Source organism: Streptomyces sp. NBC_01255 (assembly GCF_036226445.1).
Taxonomy (GTDB): domain Bacteria; phylum Actinomycetota; class Actinomycetes; order Streptomycetales; family Streptomycetaceae; genus Streptomyces.
The window spans coordinates 7,552,154-7,567,633 of sequence record NZ_CP108474.1 but is presented as its reverse complement, the minus strand read 5'-3'; the positions used below and the strand labels follow the sequence as shown (position 1 = coordinate 7,567,633).

Sequence of the window (15,480 nt, the reverse complement as noted above, 5' to 3'; positions counted from 1 at the left end):
CTAGGGTCCGTCCTGGCCCACGGGGACCCCTGTGGGTGCGTCCTGCCCCACCGGGACCCCTGCCTCCAGGTTGAGCACGGTGCCGCGTTCGCGGGCGCGCAGCGCCCAGTGGAGGCGGTCGTAGCGGACGGGCGGCAGCAGGCCCGCTGCCTCCTCCTCGGTGACGAAGCGCCACTCGCGGAGCTCGGCGCCGGGGAGGCGGAGGCGCGCGGTGTCGTCGGCGCGGAGCGTGCCTCCGTCGAAGAGGAGGCGGAGGCCGCCGTATCCCGGGGGCTTGGGCCTCTCCCAGTCGACGAGCAACAGGCGGGGTACGGCGTCGAGTTCGAGCCCGAGCTCCTCCGCCACCTCGCGCACTCCGGCGCGGGCCGGTGGTTCGCCCGGTTCGACGACACCGCCGGGGAACTCCCAGCCGGGCTTGTACGTGGGGTCGACGAGCAGGAAGCGGTCCTCCTCGTCGAAGAGCAGGACGCCCGCGGCGAGGGTCTCGCCCGTCGGTTCGGGCGTCTGGACGATTCCGCACGGCGCGGCCCGGTCGGCCAGGACCGCGTCGGCGACGGTCCGGGCGGCCTCGGCCACGGTGAGCTCCGAGGTGTCGACGACGAACGCGTCCCCCACGAGCCAGTCGAGCGCGGCCAGGTACGGCGGTATGTGGCCGTGGCACCACTGCCGGACGCGGGCGTCGGCCTCGGGTTCGCCGTGCTCGGTCCGGCCGTCGATCCGCTGCCGCAGGATCGTTTCCTCCGGAGCGAGCAGGACATGCCGCACCTCGATCCTGCGGGCGGCGAGCGCGCCGAAGATCTCGTCCCGGTACTCCTGCCGGAGCAGGGTCATGGGGACGATCAGCACCCCGCCGACCTCGGCCAGCAGGGCGGCGGCGGTGTCGACGACCATGCGCCGCCAGATCGCCAGGTCCTGGAAGTCCTCGACCTCGGCGAGCCGCTTGGCCGGGAGCAGCCAGGTCATGGCCCCGCCGACGAGCTCGGGGTCGAACAGCGTGCTGTGCGGGATCAGATCGACCAGTTCGCGCGCGGTACTGGACTTCCCCGCACCGAACGTACCGTTGATCCAGACGATCACGATTCCCCCTCTTGGGTAGCCCCCAGTGGATTGCCCGCAACACCCTGCCACGAAAACCACGAACAGATGTCCGGCACATGTCCGGGCAGGCCGACGCCGTCAGGAGCCGGAGCCGGACCAGACTCCCCCGCCCCTGCCGCACCCGGCCGCCGCCGCGGCGCCGAGGAGTCCGGCGTCGGTACCGGTGACCGCCGGGACGACCGTGAGGTTCCGTACGAAGGAGAGCGTCGCGTAGCTCCCGAGGCTGCGCCGCAGCGGACCGAAGAGGACCTCGCCCGCGCCCGCCACCCCGCCGCCGACGACCGCGATGTCGATCTCGACGAGCGTCGCCGTGGCGGCGATGCCCGCCGCGAGCGCCTGCGCGGCCCGCTCGAACGAGGCCACGGCGACCGGGTCGCCGGCGCGCGCGGCGGCGGCCACCGCCGCCGCTGAGGCGTCGCCGTCGGGCCCCGGCCGCCAGCCGTTCTCCAGGGCGCGGCGCGCGATGTGCGGGCCGCTGGCGAGCCGTTCGACACAGCCTCGCCCGCCACAAGCGCAGGGATCACCGTCCAGGTCCACGGAGATGTGGCCGAGGTGACCGGCGTTGCCGGTGGGTCCTGGGTGGAGCCGGCCGTCGAGGACGAGACCGCCGCCGACGCCGGTGGAGACCACGAGGCAGAGGGCGTTGTCGTGGCCGCGGGCGGCGCCGAGCCAGTGTTCGGCGGCGGTCATGGCGACCCCGTCGCCGACCAGGGTGACCGGGCGCCCTTCCGTCGCCCGGCGGACCCGTTCGACGAGCGGGAAGTCGCGCCAGCCGGGCACGTTCACCGGGCTCACGGTCCCCCGCGAGGCGTCCACCGGGCCGGCGCTGCCGATGCCGACGGCCCCCGCGGCCTCCCACAGCGGCGTGGCGGCGAGCTCCCCGAGCACGGCCTCGACGGCCCGCATCACGGTCTCGCCGTCCTCCCGCGCGGGGGTGGGCCGCTGGGCCCGCACCCGGACGCGTCCCTCACCGTCGACCAGCGCCCCGGCGATCTTGGTGCCGCCGACGTCGAGCGCGACGACAGGACCCGGCGCGGGGCGGGTGGCGGGGGCGGTGTGCATGGGCACGGATCCTCCAGTCGGCGGCCGGGAGCGGCCGGGTGTGATCTGTACAGTCTGCCCAGTCCTGCGGCCGCTGACAACGTTGTCCAGGTTCTATGCTCGACCTGAGACCTGGATACCGGATTCGCAACCGACACGACGGAGGAACCCCGCACCGTGGCCGACATCGCCCGCCGCACCGATCACCGCTACGGCATCCGGCCCACGATGAAGGACGTCGCCGCCCGCGCGGGCGTCGGCCTCAAGACGGTCTCCCGGGTCGTGAACGGCGAGCCGGGCGTCACCACGGACACCGAGCGCCGCGTCCAGGAGGCCATCGAGGCCCTCGGGTTCCGCCGCAACGACAGCGCGCGGGTCCTGCGCAAGGGCAGGACGGCCACCGTCGGCCTGGTCCTCGAAGATCTCGCCGACCCGTTCTACGGGCCGCTCAGCCGCGCGGTCGAGGAGGTCGCCCGGGCGCACGGCGCGCTCCTCATCAACGGCTCCAGCGCCGAGGACCCGGCCCGGGAGCAGGAGTTGGCGCTCGCGCTGTGCGCGCGCCGGGTCGACGGCCTCATCGTCATCCCCGCCGGTGACGACCACCGCTATCTGGAACCGGAGATCAGGGCGGGCGTCGCCACGGTCTTCGTCGACCGGCCTGCGGGCCGGATCGACGCCGACGCCGTCCTCTCCGACAGCTTCGGCGGGGCGCGCGACGGCGTGGCCCATCTGATCGCCCACGGACACCGCCGGATCGGTTTCGTCGGCGACCGGCCGCGCATCCACACCGGCGCGGAACGGCTCCGCGGCTACCGCGCGGCGATGGAGGACGCGGGCCTGCCGGTCCGGGAGGAGTGGGTCTCGCTCGGGTCGACGCACCCGGAGCGGGTGGGCGCGGCCGTACGGGAGATGCTGACCGCGCCGGAGCCGGTGACGGCGCTGTTCGCGGGGAACAACCGGGTCACCGTGACGGCGGTGCGGACCCTCGCCGGGCACGCGTCCCCGATCGCCCTCGTCGGTTTCGACGACATCGAACTGGCCGACCTGCTCGGCATCACGGTCATCGCGCAGGACGCCGCCGCTCTCGGCCGGACCGCCGCGGAGCGGCTCTTCCGCCGCCTCGACGGGGCGGGCGGGGCGCCGGAGCGGGTGGTGCTCGGCACGACGCTCATCGCCCGCGGTTCGGGCGAGATCGCGCCGCCGGCCGGCTGAGTACGGCTGTCCCGACGACAGCACTGCCCCGCCCCCCCCTGTCGACCGCGCGAGGAGCGCGGGAACGCGTACGGGGTACGGGGCAGTCCGCCGGAGCGGGAGGCTACTCGGCCGAGGCGGTGAGGTCGCCGCGGCGCGGGGCGGCGAACCGGTCGAGGGCCGCGCGGCTCATGCCGGTGAGGGCGTCGACCTCGGCCGTGTCGAGGGCGCCGCAGTCGATGCCGCGCAGCAGGTACGAGGAGAGCGCCTTGGCGGTGGCGGGCTCGTCCATGACGTCGCCGCCCGCGTGGTTGGCGTAGGCGGAGAGGCGCTTGGCGGCGGCCTCGAAGCCCTCGCGGTAGAAGGCGAAGACGGCGGCGTAGCGAGTGGGGATGTGCCCGGGGTGCATGTCCCAGCCCTGGTAGTAGGCGCGGGCGAGGGCGCGGCGGGTCAGGCCGTAGTGCAGGCGCCAGGCCTCGTGGACGTGCTCCTTGGAGCCGACCGGGAGGACGTTGGTGGAGCCGTCGGAGACGCGGACGCCGGTGCCGGCGGCGGCGACCTGCATGATCGCCTTGGCGTGGTCGGCGGCGGGATGGTCGCTGGCCTGGTAGGCGGCGGAGACGCCGAGGCAGGCGCTGTAGTCGAAGGTGCCGTAGTGCAGGCCGGTGGCGCGGCCCTCGGCGGCGCCGATCATGCGGGCGACGGCGGCGGTGCCGTCCGTGGCCAGGATGGACTGGCTGGTCTCGATCTGGATCTCGAAGCCGAGGCGGCCGGCGTCCAGGCCGTGGGCCTTCTCGAAGGCCTCCAGGAGGCGCACGAAGGCGGAGACCTGCTCGGGGTAGGTCACCTTGGGGAGGGTGAGGACGAGGCCGTCGGGGAGGCCGCCGTTCTCCAGGAGCCCGGTGAGGAAGACGTCGGTGGTGCGGATGCCCCGGTCGCGTACGGCGGACTCCATGCACTTCATCCGGATGCCCATGTACGGGGCGGCCGTGCCGTTCGCGTACGCCTCCGAGATCAGCCGGGCGGCGCGGGCCGCGTCCTGGTCCTCGTCCTGGCCCGCGTAGCCGTCCTCGAAGTCGACGCGCAGGTCCTCGATCGGTTCGCGCTCCAGCTTGGCGCGGACGCGGCCGTAGACGTCCTCGGCGAGGTCGTCGGCGAGGCCGAGGACGGCCGCGAAGGAGGCAGCGTCGGGGGCGTGCTCGTCGAGGGCCGCGAGGGCCTGGTCGCCCCAGGAGCGGACGGTGTCGGCGTCGAAGACGTTGCCGGGGACGTAGACCGTGTGGACGGGCTGGCGGGTGCCGGGGTCTCCCGGGTAGCGGCGGTCGAGCTCTGCGTCCACCGCTGCCAGGGAGGCGCTGATGCCCTCGCTGACCGCGCCCGCGAGGCTCGTCGACACCTTCTCCTGCTGACCCATCCCACATCCTCCTGTTTTCCGCTTCACGGAATCAACAATCCGTATAGCGAAGTTAATAGTCGGTCGGGACCCACGTCAATGGGTGTCCGAAACGGCCGGGGGCCGCGCGGCGACGAATCGCCACGCGGCCCCCGGACCGTAAAGAACAGCAGGTCAGCCCTTGCGGGCCTGAACCTCGGCGGTCAGCTGCGGGACGACGTCGAAGAGGTCGCCGACCACGCCGTAGTCGACGAGGTCGAAGATCGGGGCCTCGGCGTCCTTGTTGATGGCGACGATGGTCTTCGAGGTCTGCATGCCCGCGCGGTGCTGGATCGCGCCGGAGATGCCGGACGCGATGTACAGCTGCGGCGAGACCGACTTGCCGGTCTGGCCGACCTGGTTGGCGTGCGGGTACCAGCCGGCGTCGACCGCGGCGCGCGAGGCGCCCACGGCGGCACCGAGCGAGTCGGCGAGCGCCTCGATGATCGCGAAGTTCTCGGCGCCGTTGACGCCACGGCCACCGGAGACCACGATCGCGGCCTCGGTCAGCTCCGGACGGCCGGTCGACTCGCGCGGGGTGCGCGCGGTCACCTTGGTGCCGGTGGCCAGCGGGCCGAAGGAGACCGCGAGGGCCTCGACGGCGCCGGCGGCCGGGGCGGCCTCGACCGGGGCCGAGTTCGGCTTGACCGTGATGACCGGGGTGCCCTTGGAGACACGGGACTTGGTGGTGAACGAGGCGGCGAACGCGGCCTGCGTCGCGACCGGGCCCTCGTCACCGGCCTCCAGGTCCACGGCGTCGGTGATGATGCCGGAGCCGATGCGGACCGCGAGGCGGGCCGCGATCTCCTTGCCCTCGGCGGAGGACGGGACGAGCACGGCGGCCGGGGAAACGGCCTCGTACGCGGCCTGGAGCGCGTCGACCTTCGGGACGACAAGGTACTCGGCGAACTCGGGGGCGTCGGCGGTGAGGACCTTCACGGCACCGTGCTCGGCGAGCGCGGCGGCGGTGTCGGCGGCGCCGTTGCCGAGGGCGACGGCGACCGGGTCGCCGAGGCGGCGGGCGAGGGTCAGCAGCTCCAGGGTGGGCTTGCGGACGGCACCGTCGACGTGGTCGACGTAGACGAGAATCTCAGCCATGGGACTTCAGTCTCCTGCGAACGAAAAGGGGCGGGACGGTCGGCTCGCGGGAGCCTTAGATGAACTTCTGGCTCGCGAGGTACTCGGCGAGCTGCTTGCCGCCCTCGCCCTCGTCCTTCACGATCGTGCCCGCGGTGCGCGCCGGACGCTCGGCGGCCGAGTCCACGGCGGTCCAGGAACCCTCGAGGCCGACCTCGTCGGCGTCGATGTCGAGGTCGTCGAGCTCCAGGGACTCCACCGGCTTCTTCTTGGCGGCCATGATGCCCTTGAAGGACGGGTAGCGCGCCTCGCCCGACTGGTCCGTCACGGACACGACGGCCGGAAGCGAGGCCTCCAGCTGCTCGGAGGCGCTGTCGCCGTCGCGACGGCCGGTGACCTTGCCGTCTTCGATCTTGACCTCGGAGAGCAGCGTGACCTGCGGGACGCCCAGGCGCTCGGCGAGGATCGCCGGCAGGACACCCATGGTGCCGTCGGTGGAGGCCATACCGGCGATGACGACGTCGTAGCCGGTCTTCTCGATCGCCTTGGCGAGCACGAGCGACGTCGCCATGACGTCACTGCCGTGCAGGTCGTCGTCCTCGACGTGGACGGCCTTGTCGGCGCCCATGGACAGCGCCTTGCGCAGCGCGTCCTTGGCGTCCTCGGGGCCGACCGTCAGCACGGTGACCTCCGCGTCGTCCGCCTCTTCGGCGATCTGCAGGGCCTGCTCGACCGCGTACTCGTCGAGCTCCGACAGCAGGCCGTCGACGTCGTCGCGGTCGACCGTCAGGTCGTCCGCGAACTTACGGTCTCCGGTCGCGTCGGGCACGTACTTCACACAGACAACGATCCTCAAGCTCACGCCGGCTCTCCTACTGCATCGTCATAACTTGGCTGCCTTGTTGCTCGCAGCATAGGCGCCTGAAGGGCGGGTTTCCGGTCGGGGCGCCGGACGCCCCGACCGAAATATTACTCGTCAGTACACCCAGTTCGTTACAGGTAAGCAAGCGCTCAGAGATGTGACCTTGACAACGCGCAGAGAGGGGCGCGCAGGGGAACTCTCAGTCGCGCAGCGCGTTGAAGCGCCCGTGGTGGTACAGGAGGGGCCGGCCCACCCCTTCCGGGTCTCCGGCGACGGCCTGCGCGATCACGATCCGGTGGTCGCCCGCGGGCACCCGGGCCACCACGCGGCAGACCAGCCAGGCGAGGACGCCGTCCAGGACGGGCACCCCCTCCGGCCCCACGCTCCAGCGGGTCGACCCGCCGAAGCGGTCGGCGCCGCTGCGCGCGAAGGTGGCGGCCAGTTCCTGCTGGTGCTCGCCGAGTATGTGCACGCCGATGTGTTCCGCCTCGGCCACCACGGGCCAGCTGGAGGAGGAGGTGCCCACCCCGAAGGAGATCAGCGGGGGCTCGGCGGCGACGGAGTTCAGCGAGGTCGCGGTGAAGCCGACGGGGCGCTCGCCGTGCGCGGTGATCACCGCGACACCGGCGGCGTGCCGGCGGAAGACGGAACGGAGCAGATCGGGAGAGGCCTGCCGGGGTGCGCCGATCGTGGGAGCGGTACTGAGCTGGAGGTCCGGCGTAACCGTCATGGAGTTGTCCTTCTGCGAGGGCGTCATGAGGGGAGTCCTGGGGTGGTCAGACACCCGGACAGCGCGCGCTCGCGTTGCGGGCCAGGTCCACATGGACCCGGCCGTAGAGAAGGAGTTCTGGGGGCACTCCGTCAGGGTGACGATCGGTGGCGGGTGCAGTCAAGTGCGTACCGGGATATGGGAGAAGTGTCACCGCGTCAGACCGCCCGCCCCAGCGCCGCGATGACGTCCGCCCTGCGGGGCTGTCCGGCCGCCCGGCGGACGACCCGGCCCGTGCGGTCGAGGACGAGGACGGTGGGCGTCCGGGCGATGCCCAGCTCCCGTACGAGGTCGAGGCGTTCCTCGGCGTCGATCTCCACGTGCGCGACGCCCGGCACCATGGCGGCCACCTCGGCGAGGGTGCGGCGGGTGGCGCGGCAGGGCTGGCAGAAGGCGGTCGAGAACTGCACGAGGGTGGCCCGCTCGCCCAGTTCGGCGCCGAGCACCTCCGGCCGCAGGACCTCGGCCCCCAGGGCCTCCGACATCCTTCTCCCCTTTCCCATGCGTCTCTCTTCCCCCACCAGCAGCGTCGCACGCGACCGTACGATTCCCGCCACGGCCACCGGGGGTGACGAGAATCTCCCTGTACGAAGCCGCCTGGACTGGTCACGGCGCCCCACATGGGGCACGATCTGCCCAAAGCCGAAAACCTACGGCCGCGTAACTTCGCCGGGAGAACCCGCTCCGGGCACACGAAGAAGAGGTTCCTCTCCGATGGCAGAACTCGTCTATCGACCGGTCGTCGGTGCCGCGCTCACGCTGTTCAAGGCGCTCGACCTGAAGATCGACACGCAGGGTTCCGAGAACATCCCGCGCACGGGCGGGGCGGTGCTCGTGAGCAACCACATCAGCTATCTGGACTTCATCTTCACGGGTCTCGCGGCCCTCCCCCAGAAGCGTCTCGTCCGCTTCATGGCGAAGGACTCCGTCTTCAAGCACAAGGTCTCGGGGCCGCTCATGCGCGGCATGAAGCACATCCCCGTCGACCGCTCGCAGGGCGAGCACGCCTACCAGCACGCGCTCGAGTCGCTGCGGGCCGGCGAGATCATCGGTGTCTTCCCCGAGGCGACCATCTCCCAGTCCTTCACCCTCAAGAGCTTCAAGACGGGTGCGGCGCGGCTGGCGCAGGAGGCGGGCGTCCCGCTGATCCCGATGGCGCTCTGGGGCACCCAGCGGGTCTGGACGAAGGGCCGTCCCCGGAACTTCAAGCGGAGCCACATCCCGGTGACGATCCGCGTCGGCGAGCCCCTCGAGGCCCCCTCCGACCAGTACGCGGGCGCTATCACGCGGCGGCTGCGCGAGCGCGTCCAGGAGCTCCTGGAGGCCGCGCAGCGCGCCTACCCGGTCCGCCCGAAGGACGCGAACGACACGTGGTGGGTGCCCGCGCACCTCGGCGGTACGGCTCCTACGCCGGCTCAGGTCAAGGAAGCGGGCTGACCCTGCCCGTAGGCGGGGTCAGAGCTCCGTAGGGAGCGTCCGCCAGAGGTACGGCCGGTCCGGGGCCGCCTTCAGCGCGCCCAGGACGGCCGGGTGCGGTTCGGCGTACAGCCGCGGGTAGTCGACCTCGCCGAGCTCCGGCCGTACGGTCCAGGCGAGGCGCTCCTCCCCCAGCGAGAACCGGGCGTCGACGCCCGGCTTGTTGCCCCGCACGTCCTGGCGGGCCCAGTGCCGCTCGCCGGGCAGCAGGAGGGCGACGAGGCCGTGGATCACCGGGTTCGCCCCGTCGTCGTCCGCGAGCCGCTGGTAGCAGAGGGCGGCCGGGATGCCACGGGCCCGCAGGAGCGCGGCGTACGCGAGGGACTTGGCGTAACAGATGCCGGTGCGCTGCTCCAGGACGTCGGAGGCGCGCCAGGTGACGCGGAGATCGCCCGAGTCCTGGGAGTGCGGGATGGTGTCGCGTACGTGGACGTAGGCCGCCTCGGCGTATGAGTATGCGTCGGGATGATCATCAGAGAGCCGGGCCGCCACCTCCGCGACCTGGGGGTGGTCATGGTCGACGGCCTCGCCGACTGCCAGGTAGGCCGCGATGTCGGGGTGTTGCTGCACGAGTTCCATGCGGTGAGAGCGTAAGGAAACGGCCGGACGGAAGTCAATGACTTTCCGTCCGGCCGTATCTTTATGCAGCGCTGGAGCGATGTCTACTGGCGCGCCATCTCTTCCTTCAGCGCCTGGAGGAAGTCGTCCACGTCGTCCTCCGTGGTGTCGAAGGCGCACATCCAGCGCACATCGCCGGCGGCCTCGTCCCAGAAGTAGAAGCGGAACCGTTCCTGCAGGCGCCTGGTCACGTCGTGCGGCAGCCGCGCGAAGACCGCGTTGGCCTGCACCGGGTAGAGGATCTCCACCCCGTCGACCTCGCGCACGCCGACGGCGAGCCGCTGGGCCATCGCGTTGCCGTGGCGGGCGTTGCGCAGCCACAGGTCCTTGGCGAGGAGCGCCTCCAGCTGCACCGACACGAAGCGCATCTTCGAGGCGAGCTGCATGGACATCTTGCGCAGGTGCTTCATGTGGCTGACGGCGTCCGGGTTGAGGACGACGACGGCCTCGCCGAAGAGCATGCCGTTCTTCGTACCGCCGTACGAGATCACGTCCACGCCGACCGCGTTGGTGAACGCGCGCATCGGCACGTCCAGCGAGGCGGCGGCGTTGGCGATCCGGGCGCCGTCGAGGTGCACCTTCATGCCCTTGGCATGGGAGTGCTCGACGATCGCGCGGATCTCCTCGACCGTGTAGACGGTGCCCAGCTCGGTGTTCTGGGTGATCGAGACGACCTGCGGCATCGCCCGGTGCTCGTCCTCCCAGCCCCAGGCCTGCCGGTCGATCAGCTCGGGGGTGAGCTTGCCGTCCGGAGTGGGCACGGTGAGCAGCTTGAGGCCGCCCATCCGCTCGGGCGCCCCGCCCTCGTCCACGTTGATGTGCGCGGACTCGGCGCAGACGACGGCGCCCCAGCGGTCGGTCAGGGCCTGGAGCGCGGTCACGTTGGCGCCGGTGCCGTTGAAGACCGGGAAGGCCTCGGCACTGGAGCCGAAGTGGCTGTGCATGATGCGCTGGAGGTGCTCGGTGTACTGGTCCTCGCCGTAGGCGACCTGGTGGCCTTCGTTGGCGAGGGCGAGGGCCGCGAGGACCTCGGGGTGGGCGCCGGCGTAGTTGTCGCTGGCGAAGCCCCGGACCGACGGGTCGTGGTGACGACGCGCGTCGGTCCTCGGGCCGGGGCCCGCTGTCACGGCTTGGGGGTCAGCCACAGACGCTGTCCATTCACTTCCTGGGCGGGCGTGTTCCACAGTCCGGCGATCTCGTCGGCCAGATCCTTGACGTCGGTGAAGCCCGCGAACTTCGCGTTGGGGCGCTCGGCGCGCATCGCGTCGTGCACCAACGCCTTGATCACCAGGATCGCAGCCGCCGCCTGCGGGCCGTCGTCGCCCCCCAGCTTGCGGAACGAGTCCGCCATGGCGAGGGTCCAGGCCTCGGCGGCCGCCTTGCCGGCGTTGTACGCGGCGTTGTTGGCGAGCGGCTTGTGCGCGCCGACCTGGCTGATCAGGGCGTACCGGCCGCGTCCACCGGCGCGCAGCAGCCCGTCGTGGAAGGCGAGCGACGTGTGCTGGACGGTACGGATGAGGAGCTTCTCCAGGAAGTCCCAGTCCTTGAGGTCGGTCTCCGTGAAGGAGGCGCTGCCGCGCCAGCCGCCGACGAGGTGGACCAGGCCGTCGATGCGGCCGAACTCCTTCTCCGTCTTCTCGGCCCAGTCGCGCGTGGCGTCCAGGTCGAGCAGGTCGACGGTGTCGCCGATGACCCGGGCGCCGCCGTGGGCGTAGCGGGCGGCGTCGACGGCCTCCGCGAGACGCGCCGGGTCGGCGTCGGAGCCGACGACGGTGGCGCCCGCCTCGGCGAGGCGCAGCAGGGTCGCGCGGCCCGCGGGGCCGGCCGCGCCGGCGACCGCGATGACGGCGCCGTCCAGCGGCCCGCCGTTTCCGTTGGCGTTCATGGGCGACGCCTCCTCCGTGGTCTCCGTGCTGTCGGTCGGGTCGCTCACGCGGCGGCCCGCTCGTGGCGCGGGACGTCGGCGGCGGTGATCCCCTTGGTGCCGGCGATCACGCCCTTCAGCTTCTTGGAAAGGGCCTCAAAGAACATGCTGAGCGGAAACTCGTCCGGAAGCACGTCGTCGACGAGCTTGCGCGGCGGGAGGGACAGGTCCAGGGCGTCCGGACCCTTGGCCCACTTCGATCCCGGGTGCGGGGAGAGGTAGGTGGAGACGAGCTCGTACGCCTTGAACCAGTGGACCAGCTTGGGGCGGTCGATGCCGTCGCGGTAGAGCTTCTCGATCTCGGCGCAGAGCTGGTTCGTGACCTCGGGGGCCCGCTGCCAGTCGATCTTGAGGGTGTTGTCCGTCCAGCGCACCACGTCGTTCTTGTGGAGGTACGCGAAGAGGAGCTGGCCGCCGAGACCGTCGTAGTTGCGGTTGCGGTCGCCGGAGAGCGGGAAGCGGAACATCCGGTCGAAGAGCACCGCGTACTGCACGTCACGGCCGTGCGTGTTGCCCTCGGCCTCCAGCTTCACGGCCTCCTTGAAGGCGGTGAGGTCGCAGCGGAGCTCCTCCAGGCCGTACATCCAGAAGGGCTGGCGCTGCTTGATCATGAAGGGGTCGAAGGGCAGGTCGCCGTGGCTGTGGGTGCGGTCGTGGACCATGTCCCAGAGCACGAAGGCCTGCTCGCAGCGGGTCTGGTCGTCGATCATGGCGGCGATGTCCGCGGGCAGCTGGATGCCCAGGGTGTCGACGGCCGCCTCGGTGACCTTGCGGAAGCGGGCGGCCTCGCGGTCGCAGAAGATACCGCCCCAGCTGAAGCGCTCGGGAGCCTCGCGGACGGCGATGGTCTCCGGGAAGAGGACGGCCGAGTTGGTGTCGTACCCGGCGGTGAAGTCCTCGAAGGTGATGCCGCAGAAGAGCGGGTTGTCGTAGCGGGTGGCTTCCAGCTCGGCGAGCCACTCCGGCCAGACCATGCGGAGCACGACGGCTTCCAGGTTGCGGTCCGGGTTGCCGTTCTGCGTGTACATCGGGAAGAGCACGAGGTGCTGGAGCCCGTCCACGCGGTCGGCGGCCGGCTGGAAGGCCAGCAGTGAGTCCAGGAAGTCCGGGACCGTGAAGCCGCTCTCGGCCCACTTGCGCAGGTCGGAGACGAGCGCGCGGTGGTAGGCGCCGTCGTGCGGGACGAGCGGGGAGAGCTGCTCGACCGCGGCGGTGACCCGGTCGAGGGTCAGCTCGACGAGGGCGCGGGCGGGCGCGCCCTCGGGCTCGAAGTCGATGGAGCCGTCCGCGCTCTGCCAGGTGCGGATCTCCTCCACGGCATTCTTGAGCTCGGCCCAAGCCGGGTGGTCGATCACCCGGGCGTCGGTGGATATCCCCCCACCGGTCACGTCCTGCACAAGAATTTCCGTCATGCCTCTTCCTCCACAGGAGAACCTCGCGTCAAGACACCGTAACCATTTACGGTTCCCTGACACAAGGGGAGCAAGAGAAATTATCCTGCGCGACCCCCATGGTCGCCGAAGTTTTTCCTGTGAGTCGGGGTTGAAGCCGCCCTTCCGCCGTACGGGGCGGCTGTACCGGCTCAGCCCAGCGGCTTGACGAGCAGCTCGAACTGGAGGTCGTCCCGCTGGGGCAGACCGAAGCGCTCGTCGCCGTACGGGAAGGGGGTCATCCGCCCCGTACGCCGGTAGCCGCGCCGCTCGTACCATGCGATGAGCTCCTCGCGCACGGAGATCACCGTCATGTGCATCTCACGGACGTCCCACAGTTCGCGCACCCGCCGCTCGGCCTCCTCGATGATGCGCCTGCCGAGACCCGCGCCCTGGAGCTCGGGACGGACCGCGAACATCCCGAAGTAGGCGGCCTCGCCCCGGTGCTCCAGCTGGCAGCAGGCGACGAGTTCCCCGTCCTGCTCGACGACCAGGAGACGGCTGCCCGGGGTGGTGATGACGGCGGCCACCCCCTCGGGGTCGGTGCGCTGCCCCTGGAGGATGTCCGCCTCCGTCGTCCAGCCGCCCCGGCTGGCGTCGCCCCGGTAGGCCGACTCGACGAGCGGGACGAGCACGGGGACGTCGTCCAGGACCGCCTCGCGGTACTCGATCCGGCTCGTGATCCGGCCGGTCTCCTGGGACGTGGCGATGTCCATGCGTACGGGCTCCCCTCGGGCGCTGACGATCGGCGTGCGCGATCGTCCCGAGCCTAACGCGCGCGCCTTTCACTCCCCCTCGTACACCTGTGCGCGATCGTGCGCCCGCGTGGGGCGTCAGGGCGGCGGGCATTTCTCTCGGTGAGGGGGGGTGTGTGCCGTGCACGGAGGGGCCCTGTCCGGGTGGCTGCTGGTCGCGCTGTGCGCGGCCACGGGTACGTACTGCCTGCTGCGGATGCGTGTGTCCGACGGGGAGGAGCGGCGGGCGGCGGGCGGCGAGGCGCTGATGGGGTTCGGGATGGCCCTCATGGCGCTGCCGACGACGGTGGTGGCACAGCCCGGCTGGAGCTGGGCGGTGTACGCGGCGGTGTTCGGCGGGGCGGCGCTGCTCGCCATGGCCGGTGCGGCCCGGCGCGGCGGGCACCATCTGCACCACCTCGTCGGCTCGCTCGCGATGCTCTACATGGCGGTGGCGATGGCCGCCCCCGTCGCACAGGGGGCGCACACGGGGCACGCCATGGGGACGGCGGGCGGCATACCCGTACTGACGGGCGGACTGCTCCTCTACTACACCGTGTACGTCCTGCGTGCGGGGGCGCGGCTCGCACCGGCGGCGGTGGCGGCCGCGGGCGGCCCCGGCCCGGCCTGGGCGACCCGGCCGGAGCTCACCCTCACGTGCCGGCTCTCGATGGCCCTGGCGATGGTGGCGATGCTGGTGACGCTGTGAGGACGGGTGATCCGGACTTCCCTCACAACGAAACCGTGTCGTACGTCACTTGAAGCCCGGGGCCATACCCCCGACCCGTACCGCGCTCATAGGGTGGCGTACATGTGGGTCTCCCTCGCACTCCTCCTGCTCGGCTTCCTGACCGCCGTCGCGGCCCCCCGGCTGCTGGCGCGGGCCGACTGGGTGGAGCGAGAACCCGTGGTCGCCCTCTGGGTGTGGCAGTGCGTGGTGGCGGCGGTGCTGCTGAGCTTCGCGCTGTCGATGACGCTCAGCGCGTCGGCGGCCTGGCAGGCGGTACGGGGGCAGCTCTTCGCGCCCGCGCCGCGCGCGGTGGTCGACGCGTACGAACTCGGCACGACCGGCCCGTGGTCGGGGGTCCTCGCGGTCGCCCTGGCCTGCGGCGGCGTCTGGTCCGGGGCGATGCTCGGCCGGGAGATCGGCCAGGCGCGCGCCCGGCGCAGACAGCGCCGCTGCGATCTCCTCGTCCGCGCTCCCCTGCTGCCCGGGGAGCAGCCCGGCAGCGAGCGGCTCGTCGTCCTGGAGGGCGAGCGGGCGGACGCGTGGTGGATGGCGGGGACCACGCCCCAACTGGTCATCACCACGGCCGCACTGCGGCGCCTGAAGGGCCGGCAGCTGGACGCGGTCCTGGCACACGAGCAGGGCCACGCCCGGGCCCGGCACGACTGGCTGCTGCACTGCTCGGCCGCGCTCGCCGGCGGTTTCCCCGGGGTCCCCGTCTTCACGGCCTTCCGCGAGGAGATGCACCGGCTGGTGGAGCTGGCCGCCGACGACGTGGCCTCCCGCCGGTTCGGGCGGCTGACGATCGCGCTGGCCCTCGTCGAACTGAACGAGGACCGGGGGGTGTTCGGCCCCGGACCGGCACCGGACGCGGATCTGCCGCAGCGGGTGCACCGGCTTCTCACCGCGGCCCCGCGGCTCACGGCGGGGCACCGTCTGCGGCTGACCGCCGTCGCGTCCCTGGTCCCCGTGGTTCCGGTCCTCGTGGCCTTCGTCCCGGCGCTCACCGCTCTGGGGTAGCGGGGGCGGATCGCACACGGAGGGTGGGGAAGATCACCGCCTGCGGCGGGGCGGAACACCGCCCAGGGCGGGGCGGTTCGA

The 15,480-nt window shown here is 71.9% G+C and carries 16 protein-coding genes; 4 read left to right on the top strand and 12 right to left on the bottom strand.

The genetic code is table 11. The features are described 5' to 3' along the window. Positions 1-1,077: an NUDIX hydrolase gene (locus OG357_RS34345; RefSeq protein WP_329624821.1), complete on the bottom strand. Its 1,077-nt coding sequence runs from the start codon at positions 1,075-1,077 to the stop codon at positions 1-3. Positions 1,078-1,176: 99 nt separating this feature from the next. Beyond that, a complete protein-coding gene (locus tag OG357_RS34340) occupies positions 1,177-2,160 on the bottom strand; it encodes an ROK family protein (protein ID WP_329624820.1) in 984 nt (327 codons plus the stop codon). Positions 2,161-2,316: 156 nt separating this feature from the next. Here OG357_RS34340 and OG357_RS34335 point away from each other — a divergent pair, with 156 nt between their 5' ends. Next, entirely contained in the window at positions 2,317-3,351 is a 1,035-nt protein-coding gene (locus tag OG357_RS34335; protein WP_329624819.1) for a LacI family DNA-binding transcriptional regulator, read from the top strand. Between the two features lie 103 nt (positions 3,352-3,454). Here the strand turns inward: OG357_RS34335 and OG357_RS34330 are convergent, their stop codons facing one another. The 5 genes from OG357_RS34330 to OG357_RS34310 all read right to left on the bottom strand — a co-directional run bounded on the left by OG357_RS34330 (position 3,455) and on the right by OG357_RS34310 (position 7,955). Continuing rightward, positions 3,455-4,744: a DUF6986 family protein gene (locus tag OG357_RS34330; RefSeq protein WP_329624818.1), complete on the bottom strand. Its 1,290-nt coding sequence runs from the start codon at positions 4,742-4,744 to the stop codon at positions 3,455-3,457. A gap of 153 nt (positions 4,745-4,897) precedes the next feature. After that, positions 4,898-5,860 (bottom strand): electron transfer flavoprotein subunit alpha/FixB family protein, encoded by a 963-nt coding sequence (locus tag OG357_RS34325; protein WP_329624817.1) that lies wholly within the window; start codon positions 5,858-5,860, stop codon positions 4,898-4,900. A gap of 55 nt (positions 5,861-5,915) precedes the next feature. Beyond that, entirely contained in the window at positions 5,916-6,701 is a 786-nt protein-coding gene (locus OG357_RS34320) for an electron transfer flavoprotein subunit beta/FixA family protein (protein ID WP_329624816.1), read from the bottom strand. A gap of 199 nt (positions 6,702-6,900) precedes the next feature. Next, the gene (locus OG357_RS34315; protein ID WP_329624815.1) at positions 6,901-7,431 is read right to left on the bottom strand and encodes a flavin reductase family protein; all 531 of its coding nucleotides are present in this window, start codon (positions 7,429-7,431) and stop codon (positions 6,901-6,903) included. 197 nt (positions 7,432-7,628) lie between these two features. Further along, positions 7,629-7,955: a TlpA family protein disulfide reductase gene (locus OG357_RS34310; RefSeq protein ID WP_329624814.1), complete on the bottom strand. Its 327-nt coding sequence runs from the start codon at positions 7,953-7,955 to the stop codon at positions 7,629-7,631. Between the two features lie 229 nt (positions 7,956-8,184). Between OG357_RS34310 and OG357_RS34305 the strand changes: the two genes are divergently transcribed. Further along, a complete protein-coding gene (locus OG357_RS34305; protein ID WP_329624813.1) occupies positions 8,185-8,907 on the top strand; it encodes a lysophospholipid acyltransferase family protein in 723 nt (240 codons plus the stop codon). Positions 8,908-8,925: 18 nt separating this feature from the next. On the opposite strand, the gene OG357_RS34300 is transcribed toward OG357_RS34305, so the two are convergent. The 5 genes from OG357_RS34300 to OG357_RS34280 all read right to left on the bottom strand — a co-directional run bounded on the left by OG357_RS34300 (position 8,926) and on the right by OG357_RS34280 (position 13,634). Further along, complete coding sequence (locus OG357_RS34300; RefSeq protein ID WP_329624812.1) at positions 8,926-9,525, bottom strand: transglutaminase-like domain-containing protein; 600 nt, start codon at positions 9,523-9,525, stop codon at positions 8,926-8,928. A gap of 83 nt (positions 9,526-9,608) precedes the next feature. Next, positions 9,609-10,691: a threonine aldolase family protein gene (locus tag OG357_RS34295; protein ID WP_329625782.1), complete on the bottom strand. Its 1,083-nt coding sequence runs from the start codon at positions 10,689-10,691 to the stop codon at positions 9,609-9,611. Further along, a complete protein-coding gene (locus OG357_RS34290; protein ID WP_329624811.1) occupies positions 10,688-11,449 on the bottom strand; it encodes an SDR family oxidoreductase in 762 nt (253 codons plus the stop codon). The genes OG357_RS34295 and OG357_RS34290 overlap by 4 nt, the downstream gene beginning before the upstream one ends. A gap of 44 nt (positions 11,450-11,493) precedes the next feature. Next, positions 11,494-12,900: a DUF6421 family protein gene (locus OG357_RS34285; protein WP_329624810.1), complete on the bottom strand. Its 1,407-nt coding sequence runs from the start codon at positions 12,898-12,900 to the stop codon at positions 11,494-11,496. A 170-nt stretch (positions 12,901-13,070) separates the two neighbouring features. Beyond that, positions 13,071-13,634, bottom strand: coding sequence for a GNAT family N-acetyltransferase (locus OG357_RS34280; protein ID WP_329624809.1), 564 nt, complete (start codon positions 13,632-13,634; stop codon positions 13,071-13,073). A gap of 160 nt (positions 13,635-13,794) precedes the next feature. Here OG357_RS34280 and OG357_RS34275 point away from each other — a divergent pair, with 160 nt between their 5' ends. Next, the gene (locus OG357_RS34275; RefSeq protein ID WP_329624808.1) at positions 13,795-14,361 is read left to right on the top strand and encodes a DUF5134 domain-containing protein; all 567 of its coding nucleotides are present in this window, start codon (positions 13,795-13,797) and stop codon (positions 14,359-14,361) included. 102 nt (positions 14,362-14,463) lie between these two features. Further along, a complete protein-coding gene (locus OG357_RS34270) occupies positions 14,464-15,399 on the top strand; it encodes a M56 family metallopeptidase (RefSeq protein ID WP_329624807.1) in 936 nt (311 codons plus the stop codon). Positions 15,400-15,480 lie beyond the last annotated feature (81 nt).

Excerpts from the sequence above, each read along its gene's own strand:
- OG357_RS34340 (WP_329624820.1), bottom strand. The coding sequence starts at position 2,160 with ATGCACACCGCCCCCGCCACCCGCCCCGCGCCGGGTCCTGTCGTCGCG.
- OG357_RS34330 (WP_329624818.1), bottom strand. The coding sequence starts at position 4,744 with ATGGGTCAGCAGGAGAAGGTGTCGACGAGCCTCGCGGGCGCGGTCAGC.
- OG357_RS34325 (WP_329624817.1), bottom strand. The coding sequence starts at position 5,860 with ATGGCTGAGATTCTCGTCTACGTCGACCACGTCGACGGTGCCGTCCGC.
- OG357_RS34315 (WP_329624815.1), bottom strand. The coding sequence starts at position 7,431 with ATGACGGTTACGCCGGACCTCCAGCTCAGTACCGCTCCCACGATCGGC.
- OG357_RS34310 (WP_329624814.1), bottom strand. The coding sequence starts at position 7,955 with ATGTCGGAGGCCCTGGGGGCCGAGGTCCTGCGGCCGGAGGTGCTCGGC.
- OG357_RS34305 (WP_329624813.1), top strand. The coding sequence starts at position 8,185 with ATGGCAGAACTCGTCTATCGACCGGTCGTCGGTGCCGCGCTCACGCTG.
- OG357_RS34300 (WP_329624812.1), bottom strand. The coding sequence starts at position 9,525 with ATGGAACTCGTGCAGCAACACCCCGACATCGCGGCCTACCTGGCAGTC.
- OG357_RS34290 (WP_329624811.1), bottom strand. The coding sequence starts at position 11,449 with ATGAACGCCAACGGAAACGGCGGGCCGCTGGACGGCGCCGTCATCGCG.
- OG357_RS34285 (WP_329624810.1), bottom strand. The coding sequence starts at position 12,900 with ATGACGGAAATTCTTGTGCAGGACGTGACCGGTGGGGGGATATCCACC.
- OG357_RS34280 (WP_329624809.1), bottom strand. The coding sequence starts at position 13,634 with ATGGACATCGCCACGTCCCAGGAGACCGGCCGGATCACGAGCCGGATC.
- OG357_RS34270 (WP_329624807.1), top strand. The coding sequence starts at position 14,464 with ATGTGGGTCTCCCTCGCACTCCTCCTGCTCGGCTTCCTGACCGCCGTC.